The organism is Streptomyces sp. NPDC003379 (assembly GCF_053589195.1).
This window is the reverse complement of the sequence record NZ_JBSFRK010000015.1, coordinates 56,770-75,354: the sequence shown is the minus strand read 5'-3', so window position 1 is coordinate 75,354 and position 18,585 is coordinate 56,770. Positions and strand designations below refer to the sequence as shown.

The window sequence follows — 18,585 nt, the reverse complement described above, 5'->3', positions numbered from 1 at the left end:
GCGTGCCTTCCTCAATCGGATTCCGTGGAATCTGCGCGTTCCACGGGGTTCTGGGGAATTCTTCTGCGTTGCCGGAATTCTTCTGTTCTTGCCTCTATATCAACGATCCGCCGCACGAGGTGGCAGGCACTCGTACGGCGGATGTTCTCGCGTCAGATCATCTGCGCGGCTGGGCGTCCAGCACCTGCTGCAACGCCTCGAACTCCTCGACACACTTTCCGGAGCCGAGCGCCACGCTGTCCAGCGGGTCCTCGGCGATGTGGATCGGCATACCGGTCTCGCGGCGCAGCCGCTCGTCGAGGCCGCGCAGCAGGGCGCCGCCGCCGGTCAGGACGATGCCGCGGTCCATCACGTCGCCCGACAGCTCGGGCGGGCACTTGTCCAGGGTGGTCTTGACCGCGTCGACGATCGCGTTGACCGGCTCCTCGATGGCCTTGCGGACCTCGGCGGCGGAGATGACGACGGTCTTGGGCAGCCCGGAGACCAGGTCGCGGCCGCGGATCTCGGTGTGCTCGTCGGCGTCCATGTCGTACGCGGAACCGATGGTGATCTTGATCTGTTCGGCCGTGCGCTCACCGAGGAGGAGGGAGTACTCCTTCTTGATGTGCTGGATGATCGCGTTGTCCAGCTCGTCGCCCGCGACGCGGATCGACTGTGCCGTGACGATTCCGCCGAGCGAGATGACGGCGACCTCGGTGGTGCCGCCGCCGATGTCGACCACCATGTTGCCCGTGGCCTCGTGGACCGGCAGGCCGGAGCCGATGGCGGCGGCCATGGGCTCCTCGATGATGTGCACCTGGCGCGCGCCGGCCTGCGAGGAGGCCTCGATGACGGCGCGGCGCTCCACGCCGGTGATGCCGGACGGCACGCAGACGACCACGCGCGGGCGCGCGAGATAGCGCCGCTTGTGGATCTTCAGGATGAAGTAGCGGAGCATGCGCTCGGTGATCTCGAAGTCGGCGATGACGCCGTCCTTCAGCGGACGCACCGCAACGATGTTGCCGGGCGTGCGCCCGATCATCTTCTTGGCTTCGGCGCCGACCGCGAGGATGCCACCGGTGTTGGTGTTGATCGCGACGACGGACGGCTCGTTGAGAACGATCCCCCGACCCCTGACGTACACCAGCGTGTTGGCGGTCCCGAGGTCGACAGCCATGTCACGGCCGATGAACGACATGTTGTTCCCCATGAGGATGCGTCTGGCCTTCCCTATTGGAGCTTGTGATGGCTTTTTAGGTAGGCGAGGTGGGTGCTGAGTGGCAGTGGAGGCTTCCATCGTAGTCTCGGTCGCGCGAACTCGGCGCGAGGGTCTTCGCCATTGTCAGCAGATGATGTACCGCCCCGCTCTTGGAGACGTGCCATCGGGGGCACGGGTTCCCCCAATTGGGGCGCATATGCCAATGGACGGCCGAATATCTCCGGCCGTCCAGGTCAGGGCAGTGCTTGGCTAACGCATCGTCAGAAAGCCGCGCATAAGGCGTTACGCCGCGCGTGGGGCGTTACGCCACGCCCGGGAAGAAGATCTTCAGCTCGCGCTCGGCGGACTCCTCGGAGTCCGAGGCGTGGATCAGATTCTCCCGCACGATCGTGCCGAAGTCGCCCCGGATGGAGCCGGGCGCAGCGGCGATCGGGTCGGTCGGACCGGCCAGCGCGCGCACACCCTCGATGACCCGCTCGCCCTCGACGACGAGCGCGACGACCGGACCGGACGACATGAAGGCGACCAGCGGCTCGTAGAACGGCTTGCCCTTGTGCTCGCCGTAGTGCTGCTCCAGGGTCTCCTGGTCCAGCGAACGCAGCTCCAGCGCGGAGATCGTCCAGCCCGCCTTGCGCTCGATGCGGCCGATGATCTCCCCGATCAGGCCACGACGGACGGCGTCGGGCTTCAGCAGGACGAGGGTGCGCTGGCTCATGTGCGGCTCCAAGAGGTGTTCTTACGATCGCTACGATCACGTGGGGACGGGCCGCACGATACCGGGGGCGGCTACGCCGCGTTACCTCCGGCCTCCGCCTGCCCCTCCGCCATCGCCGCGAATCTGGCCTTCGCCTCGTCGATCTGCCGCCCGAAGTGGACCGACGCCCACCACAGGCCGGCGAAGACCGCGCCCAGGAAGAACATCATCGGCACCACGAAGCCGCTCGCGATCAGCGCGATCTGGAGGGCCCAGCCCAGCTGCACCCCACCGGGCCGGGTGATCACACCGCACAGCAGCACGCACAGCAACATCGCGACACCGCTGACCGTCCAGACGGTGCCCATGGAGAGGTCGGGGTCCTTCATGGCGACCAGACCGGCGAAGCCGACGACGAAGAACTCACCGATCAGCGTCGAAGCGCAGAGCGTACGCACTGGAGTCAGCCCCTCCCCAGAAGCAGTCGGGCCTCGCCGACCGTGATGACGGAACCGGTGACCAGAACGCCGCCGCCCGAGAACTCGCCCTCTGCCTCGGCGAGCGTGATCGCGGCCTCCAGCGCGTCCGGCAGACGCGGCTCGACCTGGACGCGGTCGTCGCCGAAGACCTCGACGGCGATCGCGGCCAGCTCGTCCGCGCCCATCGCGCGGTGGCTGGTGTTCTGTGTGATGACGACCTCGGCGAAGATCGGCTCGAAGGCTTCGAGCAGCCCCCTCATGTCCTTGCCTTCGCTCGCGCCGACCACACCGATGAGGTTGCTGAAGTCGAATGCCTCGCCGATCGCGGCGGCGGCGGCGCGGGCACCCGCGGGGTTGTGCGCGGCGTCCAGGACGACGGTGGGCGAGCGGCGCACGACCTCGAGACGGCCCGGCGACGCGACCGAGGCGAACGCCTTGCGGATCACGTCGATGTCCAGCGGGCGCGCGTGCTGCGAGCCGATGCCGAAGAACGCCTCCACGGCGGCGAGCGCCACCGCGGCGTTGTGCGCCTGGTGCTCGCCGTGCAGGGGCAGGAAGACCTCCTCGTACTCCCCGCCGAGCCCGCGCAGCGTCATGAGCTGGCCGCCGACCGCGACCTTTCGGGCCACCACACCGAACTCCAGGCCCTCGCGGGCGACCGTGGCGTCGACCTCGACGGCCTTCTTCAGGAGCACCTGCGCGGCGTCCACCGGCTGCTGGGCCATGATCACCGTCGCGTCCGGCTTGATGATGCCGGCCTTCTCCGTGGCGATCTCGCCGGGTGTGGAGCCCAGGCGGTCCGTGTGGTCCAGGTCGATGGGCGTGACGACGGCGACGGAGCCGTCGATCACGTTCGTCGCGTCCCAGCTGCCGCCCATGCCGACCTCGACGACGGCCACGTCCACGGGGGCGTCCGCGAAGGCCGCGTACGCCATGCCGGTGAGGACCTCGAAGAACGAGAGCCTGTACTCCTGCCGGGCGTCGACCATCTCCACGTACGGCTTGATGTCGTTGTACGTCTCCACGAAGCGCTCGGCCTCGATGGGGGCGCCGTCCAGGCTGATCCGCTCGGTGATCGACTGCACGTGGGGCGAGGTGTACCGCCCCGTGCGCAGGTCGAAGGCGGAGAACAGGGCCTCGATCATGCGGGCCGTGGACGTCTTGCCGTTCGTCCCCGTGATGTGGATCGAGGGGTACGCGCGCTGGGGCTCGCCCAGGACGTCCATCAGCGCGGCGATACGGCTGACGGACGGCTCCAGCTTCGTCTCGCCCCAGCGGCCCGCGAGCTCCGTCTCGACCTCGCGCAGCGCCTTGTCCACCTCCGGGTCGGTGGGGCGGGCGGGGATGTCGCCCTGCGGCGGACCCGCCTGGGTGCGCAGGGTGCGGCTGCCCGCCTCGATCACCGCGAGGTCGGGGTCCCGGTCGGTCTCGGCGCCGACGATCTCCTCGAAGGTGTTGCCGTCGGCGGGGTGGTCGGCGTGCTCGTCGTGCGGGGGGAGGTCACTCACGTACGTCAGTCTACGGAGCCGCACCGACACTCGGGCGTCCCGACCTGTCGGTCGGGCCCGCGACACCTCGTCGGGACTTTCGGCCCGTCCGATTCGGGACCTTGGTCCCTCCGCTTCCTCGGGGCGCCCGGCAGACTTGCGATCATGGACATAGGTATCGATCTCGGCACTGCGAACACCCTCCTCTACGTGCGCGGCAAGGGGATCGTGCTCAACGAGCCGTCCGTCGTCGCCGTGCGGTCGGACAGGGGAGGCAAGGGCGGGGTGCTCGCCGTGGGCACGGAGGCCAAGGAGACGATCGGGCGCACGCCCGGGTCCATCACCGCCATCCGTCCGCTGCGGGACGGCGTGATCAGCGACTACGAAGCCGCCGAGGAGATGATCCGCCACTTCGTCCGCAAGGCCGTGCCCGGGCGGCGGCCCCGCATACGCATGGTCGTGTGCGTACCGAGCGGCGTCACGCCCGTCGAGCGGCGCGCCATCGTGCACGCCTCGCAGCGGGCCGGGGCGCGGGCCGTCCACCTCATCGAGGAGCCGATGGCCGCCGCGATCGGGGCGGGCCTCCCGGTCGCCGAACCCCGCGGGTCGATGGTCGTCGACATCGGGGGCGGCACCACCGAGGTCGCCGTCATCTCGCTGGGCGGGATCGTCACGGCCCAGTCACTGCGGGTCGGCGGCGACCGCCTCGACATCGCGATCACCGATTTCGTACGCAAGGAGCACTCGCTCCTCATCGGCGAGCGCACCGCCGAGGACATCAAGGTCGCGATCGGCTCCGCGTGGCCCGTGCCGGGGCAGGAGGAGTTCGAAGGGCGGACGTTCACCGTGCGGGGGCGGGAGAAGGTGGGCGGACTGCCGAAGACCGTGGACCTGACGGTACGGGAGGTCCGGGGCGCTCTCGACGAGCCCGTCGAGCACATCATCGCGGCGGTGAAGACGACTCTGGAGGAGTGCCCGCCGGAGCTCTCCGGCGACATCATGGAGCACGGGATCGTGCTGACGGGCGGCGGTGCGCTGCTCCCCGGCCTCGACCTGCGGATCGCCTCCGGCACCGGGATCCCGGTGTTCGTGGCCGAGGATCCGCTGGACAGTGTGGCGCTGGGGTGCGGGAAGTGTGTGGAGGACTTCGACGGGCTGGAAAGGGTGATGTCGGCGGCGTAGGCGGCCTGTGGTCTTTTGAACCCCTCAGGTGGTCTTTTTGGACCCTCAGGTGGTCTTTTTGGACCCCTCAGGACAGCTCGCCCGCCGAAAGGCACGCCAGGACCTCGTACGCTCCGTCCACCGGCCCCGCCGTGAACCCACCGCCCACCGCCCGGATCCGCTCAGCCATCCCCGTGGTGCCCATGCCCGCCGAGACCGGCGCAGCCGCGGGCGCCGCCGCAGGCAGCGCGTTGCGGACCGCGATGTGAAGACGGCCGTCCGCCACGTCCACCCGTACGGTGACCCGCTCCCCCGGCGCGTGCTTCGCCGCGTTCGTCAGACACTCCTGGACCACGCGGTGGACCGCCGCCTGCCGCAGCGGCGAGAGCCGATGGGCCGCGGGGTCGATCAGGAGCTCCACAGGGCTCCCCGCGCGCCCGCTGCGCTCCGCGAGGGAGGGCAGCGCGTCGAGGCCGGGCGTCGGCGCCCCGTCCGTACCGCGCTGGACGATGATCTCGTTCAGCATGCGGTGCGCGCTGCGCGCCGTCTCCGACAGCTCCTCGAAACCGTCCGCGAAGGGCCCGCCCGCGGCCCGGCGCGCCAGCACCTGGGAGCGCACGCTCAGCAGCGTCAGCTCGCGGCCGACGAAGTCGTGCACGTCACGCGCGATGCGGGCCCGCTCCCGCTGGACGGCGTGCAACGTGTCCGTCTCCGCGCGCTGCGCCTCCAGGGCGCGGACCAGGTCCTGCCGGTTCGCGGCGACGCCGACCCCCGCCGCGAGCACGCCGATCGGTACGACGAGGCTCAGGAACTCGCTCAGCGTCTCGCCCCGGTGGGGCGGCCAGCCGGGCAGCAGGAACATCCCGTAGGCGAACGCGACGTAGCCGACGACGCCGAACGTGCCCGCCCGGCGCCCGCGGTAGCGGCCCAGTGAGTACAGCGCGAACTGCGCCAGCGTCAGCTCGTGCAGCCAGCCGAGCAGCAGCAGCGCGATGCCGTACGGCAGCCAGGGCGCCGCGCGGCGCAGCAGCAGGGAGGCGGCGCCCGCCGTCAGGACGAGGGCGGCCCTCGGGCCGTTGAGGGAGTTGTCCGCCGCCGCGAGGCCCGGCACGTCCAGGCTCATCAGCGCCAGCGCGCTCAGCGCCGTGAGGAGGTCGAGGGTGGCGGTCGCCTTGGCCCAGCGCCCGGCGAGGCGACGGCCGGTGGCCGCCGCCTGGCGTATCGCCTGGGCGGCGGGGCGGTCGTGCATGCTCTCCATCATCCAAGGTCTTTAGACACGGTTCATCTGACTTATGACCCTAATTTGGTGATTTGCGGCACGGGCTCGCACGGGCTCGCGGCGCGGCTGACGGGCCCCGGACTGTGCCGGGGGTCAGATCTGACCATGTGGTATGCCCAGAATTCCGCCCGGCGGACCCATCAGCTCGCCGGTGACGCCGCGGTCCTCCTGTGGACCGCGCTGTGGGCCGGCGCCGCCGTCATCGCGTACCGGCTGACCTGTCTGCTCGCCCTGCCCCGCGCCCTCCAGGAGCACCGGGCGCCGCTGCCGCTGGTCGGCGGGCGCGTCGACACGGCGCTGCGGCGCGTGGCGGACGCCGTCGACGCCATGGACCCGGTGACCGTGCGCACGGCGGTGGCGGTGGGCGCCGTCGCCCTGTTCGTCGTACCGGTCGGTCTGGTCCTGGTCGTCTGGCTGCCACGCCGGCTCCGCTGGATCCGCCAGGCGGGCGCGGCGCGGGACCTCGCCGCCTCCGACGACGGCCGCGACCTGCTGGCCCTGCGTTCGCTGCTCAGGCCCCTGGACGAGGTGGCCGCCACCGCCTCGGACATCCCCGGCTCGACCCCGGGCAGCCTCGCCTGGGGCTGGCGGCACGGCGACCCGGAGATCCTGGACGCCCTGGCGGGCGCGGAGCTGGAGCGGCTCGGCCTTGAGCCCCCGGCCCCGTGCGACGGCCCGGTCGAGTTCTTCGGGCCGGTCGACCTCATCGCGCCCGCCGGACCCGCCGACGAGCGGGCACGCGACACGCGCCCCCTCGCCTGACTCTCGTACGAGGCGGTACGAGGCGGTACGAGGCAGTACGAGGGTCGGGCGAGGGGGTCTTACGCGGCCGGCAGCGCCTCCAACTGCGCCGTCAGCCGCGCGATGTCGGCCTCCGCCTTGGTGAGGCGGCCGCGGATCTTGTCCACGACCTGGTCGGGGGCCTTCGCCAGGAACGCCTCGTTGCCGAGCTTCGCCTCGGCCTGCGCCTTCTCCTTCTCGGCGGCGGCGAGGTCCTTGGCGAGGCGCTTGCGCTCGGCGGCCACGTCGATCGTGCCGGACAGGTCGAGCGCGACCGTGGCGCCCGAGACCGGCAGCGTCGCCGTCGCCGTGAAGGCGTCGCCCTCCGGCTGGAGGCGCAGCAGCTGACGGATCGCGGCCTCGTGCGGGGCGAGCGCCGTGCCGTCCAGGGTGAGGCGGGCCGGGACCTTCTGGCCCGGCTGGAGGCCCTGGTCGGCGCGGAAGCGGCGGACCTCCGTGATGACCTGCTGGAGGGTCTCGATCTCCTGCTCGGCGGCGGTGTCGCGGAAGCCGCTGTCGACCGGCCAGTCGGCGATGACGATCGACTCGCGGCCGGTCAGCGCCGTCCAGAGCGTCTCCGTCACGAACGGGACGATCGGGTGGAGCAGGCGCAGGGTGACGTCGAGGACTTCACCCAGCACGCGGGCCGAGACCTTCGCGCCCTCGCCACCCGCCATGAACGTCGTCTTGGACAGCTCGACGTACCAGTCGAAGACCTCGTCCCACGCGAAGTGGAAGAGGGCGTCGGAGAGCTTGGCGAACTGGAAGTCGTCGTAGAGCGCGTCGACGTCGGCGACCGTCGCGTTCAGCCGGGACAGGACCCAGCGGTCGGTGGCGGACAGCTGCTCGACCGGGGGCAGCTCGCCCTCGATCGTGGCGCCGTTCATCATCGCGAAGCGAGTGGCGTTCCAGATCTTGTTGGCGAAGTTGCGCGAGCCCTGGACCCAGTCCTCGCCGATCGGCACGTCCGTGCCGGGGTTGGCGCCGCGGGCGAGCGTGAAGCGCAGGGCGTCCGAGCCGTACTTGTCCATCCAGTCCAGGGGATTGACGGCGTTCCCGAAGGACTTCGACATCTTCTTGCCGAACTGGTCGCGGACCATGCCGTGCAGCGCGATCGTGTGGAACGGCGGGGTGCCGTCCATCGCGTAGAGGCCGAACATCATCATCCGGGCGACCCAGAAGAAGAGGATGTCGTAGCCGGTGACGAGGACGGAGTTCGGATAGAACTTCGCGAGGCTCTCGGTCTCCTCGGGCCAGCCGAGCGTGGAGAACGGCCACAGGCCCGACGAGAACCACGTGTCGAGCACGTCGTTGTCCTGGCGCCAGCCCTCGCCGGTCGGGGCCTCGTCGTCGGGGCCGACGCAGACGACCTCGCCGTTCGGGCCGTACCAGACGGGGATGCGGTGGCCCCACCACAGCTGGCGCGAGATGCACCAGTCGTGGAGGTTGTCGACCCAGTCGAAGTAGCGCTTCTCCATCTCCTGCGGGTGGATCTTGACCTTGCCGTCGCGGACCGCGTCACCGGCGGCCTTCGCGAGCGGGCCGACCTTGACCCACCACTGCATCGACAGGCGCGGCTCGATGGTGGTCTTGCAGCGCGAGCAGTGGCCGACCGAGTGGGAGTACGGGCGCTTCTCGGCGACGATGCGGCCCTCGGCGCGCAGGGCGCCGACGATGGCGGAGCGGGCCTCCAGGCGGTCCAGGCCCTGGAAGGGGCCGGGGACCGTGATGACGGCGTGCTCGTCCATGACCGCGATGTTCGGCAGGCCGTGGCGCTGGCCGATCTCGAAGTCGTTCGGGTCGTGCGCCGGGGTCACCTTGACGGCGCCGGTGCCGAACTCGGGGTCGACGTGCTCGTCCGCGACGACCGGGATCGTGCGGTCGGTCAGCGGCAGCTTGATCTGCTTGCCGACGAGGTGCTTGTACCGCTCGTCCTCGGGGTGGACCGCGACGGCGGTGTCACCGAGCATCGTCTCGGCGCGGGTGGTGGCGACGACGAGCGTCTCGTTCCCCTCGCCGTACTTGATCGACACCAGCTCGCCGTCGTCGTCCTGGTACTCGACCTCGATGTCGGAGATCGCCGTCAGACAGCGCGGGCACCAGTTGATGATGCGCTCGGCGCGGTAGATCAGCTCGTCGTCGTAGAGCTTCTTGAAGATGGTCTGGACGGCCTGCGAGAGGCCCTCGTCCATGGTGAAGCGCTCACGGTCCCAGTCGACGCCGTCGCCGAGACGGCGCATCTGGCCGGAGATCTGGCCGCCGGACTCGCCCTTCCACTTCCAGACGCGCTCGATGAACGCCTCGCGGCCCAGGTCGTGGCGGGACTTGCCCTCCTTGCCCAGCTCGCGCTCGACCACGTTCTGCGTGGCGATGCCCGCGTGGTCCATGCCGGGCTGCCACAGCGTCTCGAAGCCCTGCATGCGCTTGCGGCGGGTCAGGGCGTCGATGAGCGTGTGCTCGAAGGCGTGGCCCAGGTGGAGCGCGCCCGTCACGTTCGGCGGGGGGATGACGACGGTGTACGGCGGCTTCTCGCTCTTCTCGTCGGCGGCGAAGTAGCCCCGTTCCACCCAGCGCTCGTACAGCGGCCCCTCTACCTCGGCCGGCGCGTACTGGGTCGGCAGTTCGGGAGTGGTCGCTGAAGGCTGCTGCTGAGCGTTGTCGGTCACGCGGTCAGTTTAGAGGGGTTACGGAGCGGTCCCGAAACCGGAATGTTCGATATCGCTTGCCGTTCGGGGCTCCACGGCTGCCGTACGTCGTTCAGGATGTCCGGGACACATCAGAGTTCGGAGGGGGACCCCGCGATGAGCCACCAGCAGCCAGGCCCGTACGGGCAGCAGCCGCAGGCCCCCTACGGGCAGGTCCCGCCGCCCCAGCCCCCGCAGGGCGGCGGCAAGAAGGCGGGCCTCGTGATCGGTGCCGTCGCGGTGGTCGCCGCGCTCGGCGTCGGCGCGTACTTCCTGTTCGGCGGGGGCGGCGGCTCCTCGTCGGTCGAGGACGACGGGGCGCACAAGCTGGTGCCTCCCACGTCGGTCGGCGAGTACAAGAAGGGCGAGGACACCCCCGGTGGCCCACTCGGCTCCACGGAGAACGCCGAGGAGATCGGCATCAGTAACGCCGAGAACGTGCCTGCCACGTACCAGTCGGGCGAGGTTCTCAAGGGGAAGCAGATCAGCTTCCAGGGGATGTACGGCGAGATCGACGACCCGGAGAAGTCCGTCGACGACGGCTTCGCCAAGGCCGAGGAGAGCGCGAAGGAGGACGCGGGCGACAACGCGGGCGACCCCGAGGAGTTCGCGTTCGTCGGCGACCCCGAGACCGTCGAGCCCGACGCCCTCGACAACGCCGTCATGAAGTGCCAGACCGCCGACACGTACGGCATCGTCTTCAGCATGGATATGGCGGCGCTGGCGAAGGGCGGCGGCATGACCACCGACGAGGTCGCCTCCTTCGCGGCCGAACTCCGCGAGGCGGCCCGCGTGAAGGCGTGAGCGCGCTCAGCTCGTGCGGTCTCCGTGCGGTCTCCGTGCGGTCTCCGGAACACGTCCGGTCTCTGGAACAGACGTTCAACAACTGCGCATCGATCCTGCCCGGCCGCCCCGCTCCCCGTGCCCCGTCCGCCAGGATGTTCGGAACGCGTAAGCATCGGGAGGGAACCCCAGTAATGAGCTACAACCAGCCGGGCCCGTACGGCGGGCAGCAGCCGCAGCAGCCCGGGCCGTACGGCGGCGGCCAGCCCCAGCAGCCCGGCCCCTACGGCCAGCCGCCGCAGGCTCCCCAGCCCGGCTACGGCTACCCGCAGCAGGCTCCGCAGCACGCCCCCCAGCAGGGCGGCTACAGCCATCCCCAGCAGCCCGGCCCCTACGGGCAGCAGCCCCAGGGCCCCTACGGACAGGTCCCGCCCCCGCCGCCCCCCGGTGGCGGCGGCAAGAAGACCGGCCTCGTCATAGCCGCGGTCGCCGTCGTCGCCGCGGCCGCGGTCGGCGGCTACTTCGTCCTCGCGGGCGGTGACGACGGCAAGGGCGGCGGCTCCTCGAACGCGGCCGGCAGCGGAGGCGACGACTCCGGCGTCAAGGACGACGGCCCGCACAAGCTGACGACGCCGGAGACGGCGCTGACCGAGTACAAGAAGGACCCGGGCGGCTCCGGCGGCCTCAACAGCGTCGACCTCGACAAGGCCGAGGCGGCCGGGGTGAAGAACCCCAAGGACGTGCAGGCCCAGTACCAGTCGGGCAGCAAGGACAACCCGATGGCGCAGAAGGTCCTGTCCTTCGGCGGCATCTACGGCGACATCAAGGACCCCGAGGGCGTCGTGGACCACATGTTCACGAACGCCGAGAAGGAAGCCAAGGACGGCACTGCCAGCAGTGGCGGCGAGAAGGTCACGCTGGTCGGCAGCCCGAAGGAGTTCAAGCCCGCCGAGCTCGACGGCGCGGTCCTCAAGTGCCAGGAGATGAAGGTCGACCTGGGTGGCGCCGCGGGCACCACCGGCTCCACCACCGGCTCCACCGGACCGAGCGAGATGTCCGCCTCGACCTGCATATGGGGCGACCACAGCACCATCGGCTACGTCGTCACCACGGACGTGGCGAGCGCGCTCTCCGGCCAGGGCGCCGACCTCGACGAGGCCGCGACGACCACGGCCAAGTTCCGCGGGGAAGTCCGCGTCAAGCTCTGACGCCCGGCGGGGCGCGCGCGGCCCGTCGGCCCCGGGGGCGGGGCTCGGTCATCCGACCGGGCCCTCTTGCGTCAGGATGTCGGGAACATATAAGCGTTTCGGAGGGGAAGCCCCATGAGTGACAACCAGCCGGGCCCGTACGGCGGGCAGCAGCCGCAGCAGCCCGGGCCGTACGGCGGCGGCCAGCCCCAGCAGCCGGGCCCGTACGGCGGCCAGCCCCAGCAGCCCGGTCCGTACGGCGGCCAGCCGCAGCAGCCCGGCCCTTACGGGCAGCCGCCGCAAGCCCCGCAGCCCGGCTATGGCTACCCCCAGCAGGCGCCCCCGCCGCAGCCCCAGCCCGGCTACGGCTACCCGCAGCAGGCCCCCGCGCAGGGCGGCTACAGCCAGCCCCAGCAGCCCGGCCCCTACGGGCAGGTCCCGCCGCAGATGCCCTACGGGCAGGTCCCGCCCCCGCTCCCGGGCGGCGGCAAGAAGAAGACCGGGCTCATCATCGGTGGCATCGCGGTGGTCGCCGCCCTCGGCGTCGGCGCGTACTTCCTCTTCAACGGCAGCGACAGCGGCGGCGGTTCCTCCTCCGTGGCGGACGACGGGGCGCACAAGCTGGTCACGCCCGAGACGGTGCTCAGCGAGTACAAGAAGGACGACGCCCAGGCCGGAGGCTTCAACTCCAGCGACATCAAGGCCGCCGAGAAGGCCGGGGTGAAGAACCCCAAGGACGTCGACGCCGGCTACAAGACGGAGAGCGGGGGCAACCCCCTGGCGCAGAAGGCCATCCAGTTCATGGGTGTCTACGGCGAGGTCGGCGACCCGGAGAAGGTCGTCGACGGCATGTTCGCCAAGGTCAAGAAGGACTCCCAGGAGCCCGGCGCGCAGACGGGCAAGCTGGTCGGCAACGTCAAGGACTTCAGCACGGGCGACGTCGTCCTCAAGTGCCAGGAGTCCGTGATCAAGAACGACAGCCCGAGCGGCACCGGCTCGTCCGGTCCCAAGGAGATCCACATGCCGGTCTGCATCTGGGGCGACAACAGCACCGTCGCCGTCGTCGTTCCCGTGGTGGCCGCCGACGCCCTGGCGGGCAAGGTCTCGCTCGACGACGCCTCGGCCACCACGCTCAAGGTCCGCAAGGAAGTCCGCGTCAAGCTCTGACACCGGGACACAGCACCGCCGTACCGCCGCACCACCTATGAGGGGAACCCCGACGCAGTGAGCTACAACCAGCCCGGCCCGTACGGCACCCAGCCGCCCCAGGGCGTTCCGCAGCAGCCCGCCCCTTACGGGCAGCCGCCGCAGCCCCCCTACGGGCAGTTCCCCGCGCCCCCGCCCCCGCAGGGCGGTGGGAGCAAGAAGACCGGGCTCATCATCGGCGCCGTGGTGGTCGTGGCCGCCGCCGCGGTCGGCGGGTACTTCCTCTTCGCCAAGGGCGACAGCTCCTCCGTCGCCGACGACGGCAAGACGTACAAGCTGACGGCGCCCGCGACCGTGCTCGGCAGCTACAAGAAGGTCGAGGGGTCCGGTGGCGGCGGTACGTCGTCGAGCGACCTCAAGGACCTGGAGAAGCGGGGCGTCAGCAACCCCAAGGACGTCCACGCCGCGTACAGCTACGGCGAGGGCGCGGGTCTGAAGTCCCTCAACTACTTCGGTGTGTACGGCGAGGTCGACGATCCGGAGAAGGTCGTCGACGCGATGTTCGCCGAGATGGAGAAGAATTCGATGAACGGCTCCGACGGAGCCATGAAGCTCATCGGCGACCCGGAGGAGTTCACGCCGGACGGCTTCGAGAACGGCATCATGAAGTGCCAGAAGGCCGAGTTCAAGATGGGCGAGGTCGGCGCGGACGACGAGGGCGTCCCCAACAGCTTCCAGACGCCGATGTGTGTCTGGGGCGACCACAGCACGGTCGCGTACGCCGTGTACTCCGATGCCGCCGCGACCGGCAGCGGCAAGGACATCGCACTGAGCGACGTCGCCACGCAGGTCGCCAATCTCCGCGACGACGTGCGCGTCGAGGTCAAGTAGCTTTCACCAGGCGTATGAAAAGGGGCGCCCGGCGAACGAATCGCCGGGCGCCCCTTTCATGCGCGTACTACGAGTACTACTGCATGTACTACGCGGACTTCTGCTCCCCGGCCCCCGGCCCCCGCACCTCACGCGGCACCAGCGTCGGGTTCACGTTCGAGCGGACGACCTCCGAGGTGATGACGACGCGGGCGACGTCCTTGCGGGACGGGACCTCGTACATCACCGACTGGAGGACTTCCTCCATGATGGCGCGCAGCCCTCGCGCGCCGGTCTGGCGGAGGATCGCCTGGTCCGCGATGGCCTCCAGGGCCTCACGCTCGAACTCCAGCTCCACGCCGTCGAGTTCGAACAGGCGCTGGTACTGCTTCACGAGCGCGTTGCGCGGCTCCACCAGGATCTGGAGCAGGGCCTCGCGGTCGAGGTTGTGGACCGAGGTGATCACGGGGAGGCGGCCGATGAACTCGGGGATCATCCCGAACTTCACCAGGTCCTCCGGCATGATGTCCTCGAACCGGTCCTTCTCCTCCAGCTCGCGCTTGGAGCGGATGGTGGCGCCGAAGCCGATGCCCTTGGCGCCCGCCCGCGACTCGATGATCTTCTCCAGGCCGGCGAAGGCGCCGCCCACGATGAAGAGCACGTTCGTCGTGTCGATCTGGATGAACTCCTGGTGCGGGTGCTTGCGGCCGCCCTGCGGCGGGACCGAGGCCGTGGTGCCCTCCAGGATCTTCAGCAGCGCCTGCTGGACGCCCTCGCCCGAGACATCGCGTGTGATCGACGGGTTCTCGCTCTTGCGGGCGACCTTGTCGATCTCGTCGATGTAGATGATCCCGGTCTCGGCCTTCTTGACGTCGTAGTCGGCCGCCTGGATGAGCTTGAGCAGGATGTTCTCGACGTCCTCGCCGACATAGCCCGCCTCCGTCAGCGCCGTCGCGTCCGCGATGGCGAACGGGACGTTCAGCATGCGGGCGAGCGTCTGCGCCAGGAGCGTCTTGCCGGAGCCGGTCGGGCCGAGCAGCAGGATGTTGGACTTGGCGAGTTCGATCGCGTCGTCACGGCCCTGCGCGCCGCCGTTCTCTCCTGCCTGGACCCGCTTGTAGTGGTTGTACACCGCTACCGAGAGGGCCTTCTTCGCGGGCTCCTGGCCCACGACGTAGCCCTCAAGGAATTCGTAGATCTCGCGAGGCTTGGGCAGTTCCTCCCAGCGGACCTCGCTCGTCTCCGCGAGCTCTTCCTCGATGATCTCGTTACAGAGGTCGATGCACTCGTCGCAGATGTACACACCGGGGCCTGCGATGAGCTTCTTGACCTGCTTCTGACTCTTTCCGCAGAACGAGCACTTGAGCAGATCGCCGCCGTCACCGATGCGTGCCACGAGGTGCTTCCCCTTCGCCTGGGAGACGCCACGTTCAGCGGCTCCTGGTGCCTCATATCCGACGGTACCTTGCCGGGCCCCCCGTTCGGGCCCCCCTTGGCACGGTTCGCTTCGACGCGGGTCGTGCGCGAACCATGCCAAGGAGCGGCAGATGCTACAGCTCTGCGTCAGACGACCGAGGCGTTGTTCATCTTCCGGGTGGAGATGATCTGGTCGACCAGGCCGTACGCGAGCGCGTCCTCGGCCGTGAGGATCTTGTCGCGCTCGATGTCGTCGCGGATCTTCTCGATCGGCGTCGTGGAGTGCCTGGCCAGCATGTCCTCCAGCTGCGCGCGCATCCGGAGGATCTCGTTGGCGGCGATCTCCAGGTCGGAGACCTGACCGCGGCCCGTCTCGCTGTAGGGCTGGTGGATCAGGACGCGGGCGTTCGGGAGCGCCATGCGCTTGCCCGGCGTACCGGCCGCGAGGAGGACGGCGGCGGCCGAGGCCGCCTGGCCCATGCACACGGTCTGTACGTCCGGCTTCACGAACTGCATCGTGTCGTAGATGGCCGTGAGGGCCGTGAACGAGCCGCCGGGGCTGTTGATGTAGATGGAGATGTCGCGGTCCGGGTCCATCGACTCCAGGCACAGGAGCTGCGCCATGACGTCATTGGCGGAGGCGTCGTCGATCTGCACGCCGAGGAAGATCACGCGCTCCTCGAAGAGCTTCGCGTACGGGTCGTACTCGCGCACGCCCTGCGAGGTGCGCTCGACGAAGCGCGGGATGACGTAGCGGGACTCGGCGCGGGCGCCGGTGAACTCGGCCTGCGCGGCGAGGCCGCTGCCGGGGTAGTTGTTCATCTGTCTTGGTCTCCTGAGGAGCGGGGGCTGAGGATTCGGCTTACAGGGCGCTGAGGCGTGCCTCAGGCTCCCGTGCCGCCCCCGCCCGGCATGCCGGCGGCGGTGGGCATGATGTCGTCGATGAGGCCGTACTCCTTGGCCTCCTGCGGGTCGAACCAGCGGTCGCGGTCCGAGTCGCGGGTGATCTGCTCGACGGTCTGGCCGGTGTGGTGAGCGGTGAGCTCGGCCATCCGCTTCTTGGTGTGCAGCAGCCGCTCGGCGTGGATCTTGATGTCCGACGCGGAGCCCGCCAGGCCCGCGGAGGGCTGGTGGATCAGGATCTCGGCGTTCGGCAGCGCGAAGCGCTTGCCGGGCGTGCCGGCGCTGAGCAGGAACTGGCCCATGGAGGCCGCCATGCCCATCGCGATCGTCACCACGTCGTTCTTGATGTACTGCATGGTGTCGTAGACAGCCATGCCCGCAGTGATCGAGCCGCCGGGGCTGTTGATGTAGAGGAAAATGTCCTTGTCCGGCTCTGCGGCAAGGAGCAGCAGCTGCGCGGTGATCTTGTTGGCGATGTCGTCGTCCACGGCCTGGCCGAGGAAGATGATCCGCTCGCCGAGCAGCCGGTTGTAGACCTGGTCGCCGAGGCCACCACCGATGGAGGGGTCGCCGGCGGCGGAGGGCATCAGATTCGTCACGTATCCACCTGCTCGTCTTACGACGGCGCCGGGCCGTCTCACGTCTTCAGCTGGGGCTGGGACCCCGCGTGCCAGCCGCTCCGGGGCGGCTCCGGGGACTCCCCTGCCCTCGTATTCATGGACCCTAACGCGCGGACCCCTTCGGGGAATCCCGCAGAAGGAACTGTTCGCTGTGAGCGCAGGTTCTGGCGGGGGCGCCTTTGACCGGGCCCGGGAGGTGCCCCGTCAGGGTCGCGGGGAACTGCGCGCTCAGCCCGCGCGGCGCCGCAGTCGCGTCTGCCACGCCAGGTGTTACGGCTTCTGCGGCTTGTACGTGGCCGGCCGCGCGGTTCACCGCGCCCCATACGGAGCACGACACGGGCCCCCGGGATCGAAATCCCAGGGGCCCGTGATGCGTGGGTCAGAGCGAGGCTGCTCAGGCCTCGGTCTTCTCCTCGGCGGCCTCGTCGGAGGCGGCCTCGGTCTGCTCGCCCTCGGCGGCAGCCGTCTCGTCCTCGTCCTCGTCCTCGAGGTCGACGACCTCACCGTTCGTGTCCTTGACCGTCGCCGCCTCGACGACGACCGCGAGGGCCTTGCCGCGGGCGACCTCGCCGACCAGCATCGGGACCTGGCCGCCTTCGACGACGGCCTGGGCGAACTGGTCGGGGGACATGCCGGAGGACTGCGCGCGACGCATGAGGTGCTCGGTGAGCTCCTCCTGGTTCACGTTCAGCTTCTCCTTGTTGACGAGCTCGTCGAGGACGAACTGCGTCTTGATGCCCTTCTCGGCCTGCTCCTTGGTCTCGGCGTCGAACTCTTCCTCGGTCTTGCCCTGGATCTCCAGGTACTTCGCGAGGTCGAGGCCCATCTGGCCGAGCTGGTGGTTCACCAGGTTGTGCTTGCGGGTCTGGATCTCGTCCGCGAGGAGCTTCTCGGGGACGGGGACCTCGGCCAGTTCGAGCAGCTTCTCCAGGACGCGCTCCTGGGCCTGCGTGGCCTGGTCGTACTGCTTCATGTTCGCCAGGCGCTTGCGGCTGTCGGCCTTGAGCTCGTCGAGGGTGTCGAACTCGGAGGCCAGCTGCGCGAAGTCGTCGTCCAGCTCCGGCAGTTCACGCTTGGCGACCTGGGTGACCTTGACGGTGACCTCGGCCTCCTTGCCGGTGGCCGAGCCGCCCTTGAGCTCGGAGGTGAAGGTGGCCTCGCCACCGGCCTCCAGGCCCTTCACGGCGTCGTCGATGCCCTCGAGGAGCTCGCCGGAGCCGATCGTGTAGGAGACGCCGGAAGCGACGCCGTCCTCCAGGACCTCGCCGTCGACCTTGGCCTCCAGGTCGATCGTCACGACGTCGCCGTCCTCGGCGGCACGCTCGACCGGGGACGTGGAGGCGAAGCGCTCGCGCAGCTCCTCGACGGCCTTGTCGACGTCCTCGTCGCTGACCTCGATCGCGTCGACCTCGACCTCGATGCCGGAGTAGTCCGGGATCTCGATGGTCGGGCGGACGTCGACCTCAGCGGTGAAGTTGAGGGTCTCGTTGTCCTTCAGCTCGGTGATGTCCACCTCGGGCTGGCCCAGGACGTTGAGCTCGGCCTCGTTGACCGCCTCGGTGTAGAACTTCGGGAGCGCGTCGTTGACGGCCTCCTCCAGCACGGCACCGCGGCCGAACCGCTGGTCGATGACGCGGGCCGGGATCTTGCCCTTGCGGAAGCCCTTCACCGTGACCTGCTGGTTGATCTTCTTGTACGCCGCGTCGAGGCTGTCCTTGAGCTCCTCGAAGGGCACCTCAACAGTGAGCCGAACCCGAGTCGGGTTCAGGGTCTCCACGGCGCTCTTCACGGTTCGGTCTCCTTGGGGGCTGACTGCTGGTTTCTGCCCGGATCAGAGACACACGGGCACACAGCTTGCATAGTAACGGCAAGCGGGAGCCGACCCACAATGCGATCTT

At 69.6% G+C, this 18,585-nt stretch carries 16 protein-coding genes; 6 read left to right on the top strand and 10 right to left on the bottom strand.

Annotation, left to right across the window (positions count from 1 at the left end; translation table 11 throughout):
• Positions 1-157: 157 nt before the first annotated feature.
• The 4 genes from ACWDVB_RS16835 to folC all read right to left on the bottom strand — a co-directional run bounded on the left by ACWDVB_RS16835 (position 158) and on the right by folC (position 3,879).
• Positions 158-1,177, bottom strand: a complete 1,020-nt coding sequence (locus tag ACWDVB_RS16835) for a rod shape-determining protein (protein ID WP_030362602.1) — start codon at positions 1,175-1,177, stop codon at positions 158-160.
• Between the two features lie 322 nt (positions 1,178-1,499).
• Positions 1,500-1,913 (bottom strand): nucleoside-diphosphate kinase, encoded by a 414-nt coding sequence (ndk, locus tag ACWDVB_RS16830; RefSeq protein WP_127911807.1) that lies wholly within the window; start codon positions 1,911-1,913, stop codon positions 1,500-1,502.
• Positions 1,914-1,984: 71 nt separating this feature from the next.
• Positions 1,985-2,350, bottom strand: coding sequence for a DUF4233 domain-containing protein (locus ACWDVB_RS16825; protein WP_451513167.1), 366 nt, complete (start codon positions 2,348-2,350; stop codon positions 1,985-1,987).
• 5 nt (positions 2,351-2,355) lie between these two features.
• Entirely contained in the window at positions 2,356-3,879 is a 1,524-nt protein-coding gene (folC, locus tag ACWDVB_RS16820; protein ID WP_451513168.1) for a bifunctional tetrahydrofolate synthase/dihydrofolate synthase, read from the bottom strand.
• 144 nt (positions 3,880-4,023) lie between these two features.
• On the opposite strand from folC, the gene ACWDVB_RS16815 reads away from it, so the two are divergent.
• Positions 4,024-5,040: a rod shape-determining protein gene (locus tag ACWDVB_RS16815; protein ID WP_451513169.1), complete on the top strand. Its 1,017-nt coding sequence runs from the start codon at positions 4,024-4,026 to the stop codon at positions 5,038-5,040.
• A gap of 67 nt (positions 5,041-5,107) precedes the next feature.
• Here ACWDVB_RS16815 and ACWDVB_RS16810 read toward each other — a convergent pair whose 3' ends face one another.
• The gene (locus ACWDVB_RS16810; protein WP_451513170.1) at positions 5,108-6,268 is read right to left on the bottom strand and encodes a sensor histidine kinase; all 1,161 of its coding nucleotides are present in this window, start codon (positions 6,266-6,268) and stop codon (positions 5,108-5,110) included.
• 135 nt (positions 6,269-6,403) lie between these two features.
• On the opposite strand from ACWDVB_RS16810, the gene ACWDVB_RS16805 reads away from it, so the two are divergent.
• Positions 6,404-7,060, top strand: coding sequence for a hypothetical protein (locus ACWDVB_RS16805; protein ID WP_451513171.1), 657 nt, complete (start codon positions 6,404-6,406; stop codon positions 7,058-7,060).
• Between the two features lie 59 nt (positions 7,061-7,119).
• Here the strand turns inward: ACWDVB_RS16805 and ACWDVB_RS16800 are convergent, their stop codons facing one another.
• On the bottom strand, positions 7,120-9,744 hold the full coding sequence (locus ACWDVB_RS16800) for a valine--tRNA ligase (protein WP_451513172.1): 2,625 nt from the start codon (positions 9,742-9,744) through the stop codon (positions 7,120-7,122).
• 135 nt (positions 9,745-9,879) lie between these two features.
• Here ACWDVB_RS16800 and ACWDVB_RS16795 point away from each other — a divergent pair, with 135 nt between their 5' ends.
• From ACWDVB_RS16795 to ACWDVB_RS16780, 4 genes are all read left to right on the top strand, one after another.
• The gene (locus ACWDVB_RS16795) at positions 9,880-10,566 is read left to right on the top strand and encodes a hypothetical protein (protein WP_451513173.1); all 687 of its coding nucleotides are present in this window, start codon (positions 9,880-9,882) and stop codon (positions 10,564-10,566) included.
• A gap of 173 nt (positions 10,567-10,739) precedes the next feature.
• Positions 10,740-11,753: a hypothetical protein gene (locus ACWDVB_RS16790; RefSeq protein WP_451513174.1), complete on the top strand. Its 1,014-nt coding sequence runs from the start codon at positions 10,740-10,742 to the stop codon at positions 11,751-11,753.
• Positions 11,754-11,867: 114 nt separating this feature from the next.
• Positions 11,868-12,899 carry a hypothetical protein gene (locus ACWDVB_RS16785; protein ID WP_451513175.1) on the top strand — a complete coding sequence of 344 codons (1,032 nt, stop codon included), beginning with the start codon at positions 11,868-11,870 and terminating at the stop codon, positions 12,897-12,899.
• Between the two features lie 57 nt (positions 12,900-12,956).
• Positions 12,957-13,769 carry a hypothetical protein gene (locus ACWDVB_RS16780; protein ID WP_451513176.1) on the top strand — a complete coding sequence of 271 codons (813 nt, stop codon included), beginning with the start codon at positions 12,957-12,959 and terminating at the stop codon, positions 13,767-13,769.
• A gap of 88 nt (positions 13,770-13,857) precedes the next feature.
• Here the strand turns inward: ACWDVB_RS16780 and clpX are convergent, their stop codons facing one another.
• From clpX to tig, 4 genes are all read right to left on the bottom strand, one after another.
• Complete coding sequence (gene clpX, locus ACWDVB_RS16775) at positions 13,858-15,144, bottom strand: ATP-dependent Clp protease ATP-binding subunit ClpX (protein ID WP_451513177.1); 1,287 nt, start codon at positions 15,142-15,144, stop codon at positions 13,858-13,860.
• A 167-nt stretch (positions 15,145-15,311) separates the two neighbouring features.
• Entirely contained in the window at positions 15,312-15,986 is a 675-nt protein-coding gene (locus ACWDVB_RS16770) for an ATP-dependent Clp protease proteolytic subunit (protein ID WP_451513178.1), read from the bottom strand.
• Between the two features lie 62 nt (positions 15,987-16,048).
• Complete coding sequence (locus ACWDVB_RS16765) at positions 16,049-16,654, bottom strand: ATP-dependent Clp protease proteolytic subunit (protein ID WP_030783279.1); 606 nt, start codon at positions 16,652-16,654, stop codon at positions 16,049-16,051.
• A 427-nt stretch (positions 16,655-17,081) separates the two neighbouring features.
• Complete coding sequence (gene tig / locus ACWDVB_RS16760) at positions 17,082-18,476, bottom strand: trigger factor (RefSeq protein WP_451513179.1); 1,395 nt, start codon at positions 18,474-18,476, stop codon at positions 17,082-17,084.
• Positions 18,477-18,585 lie beyond the last annotated feature (109 nt).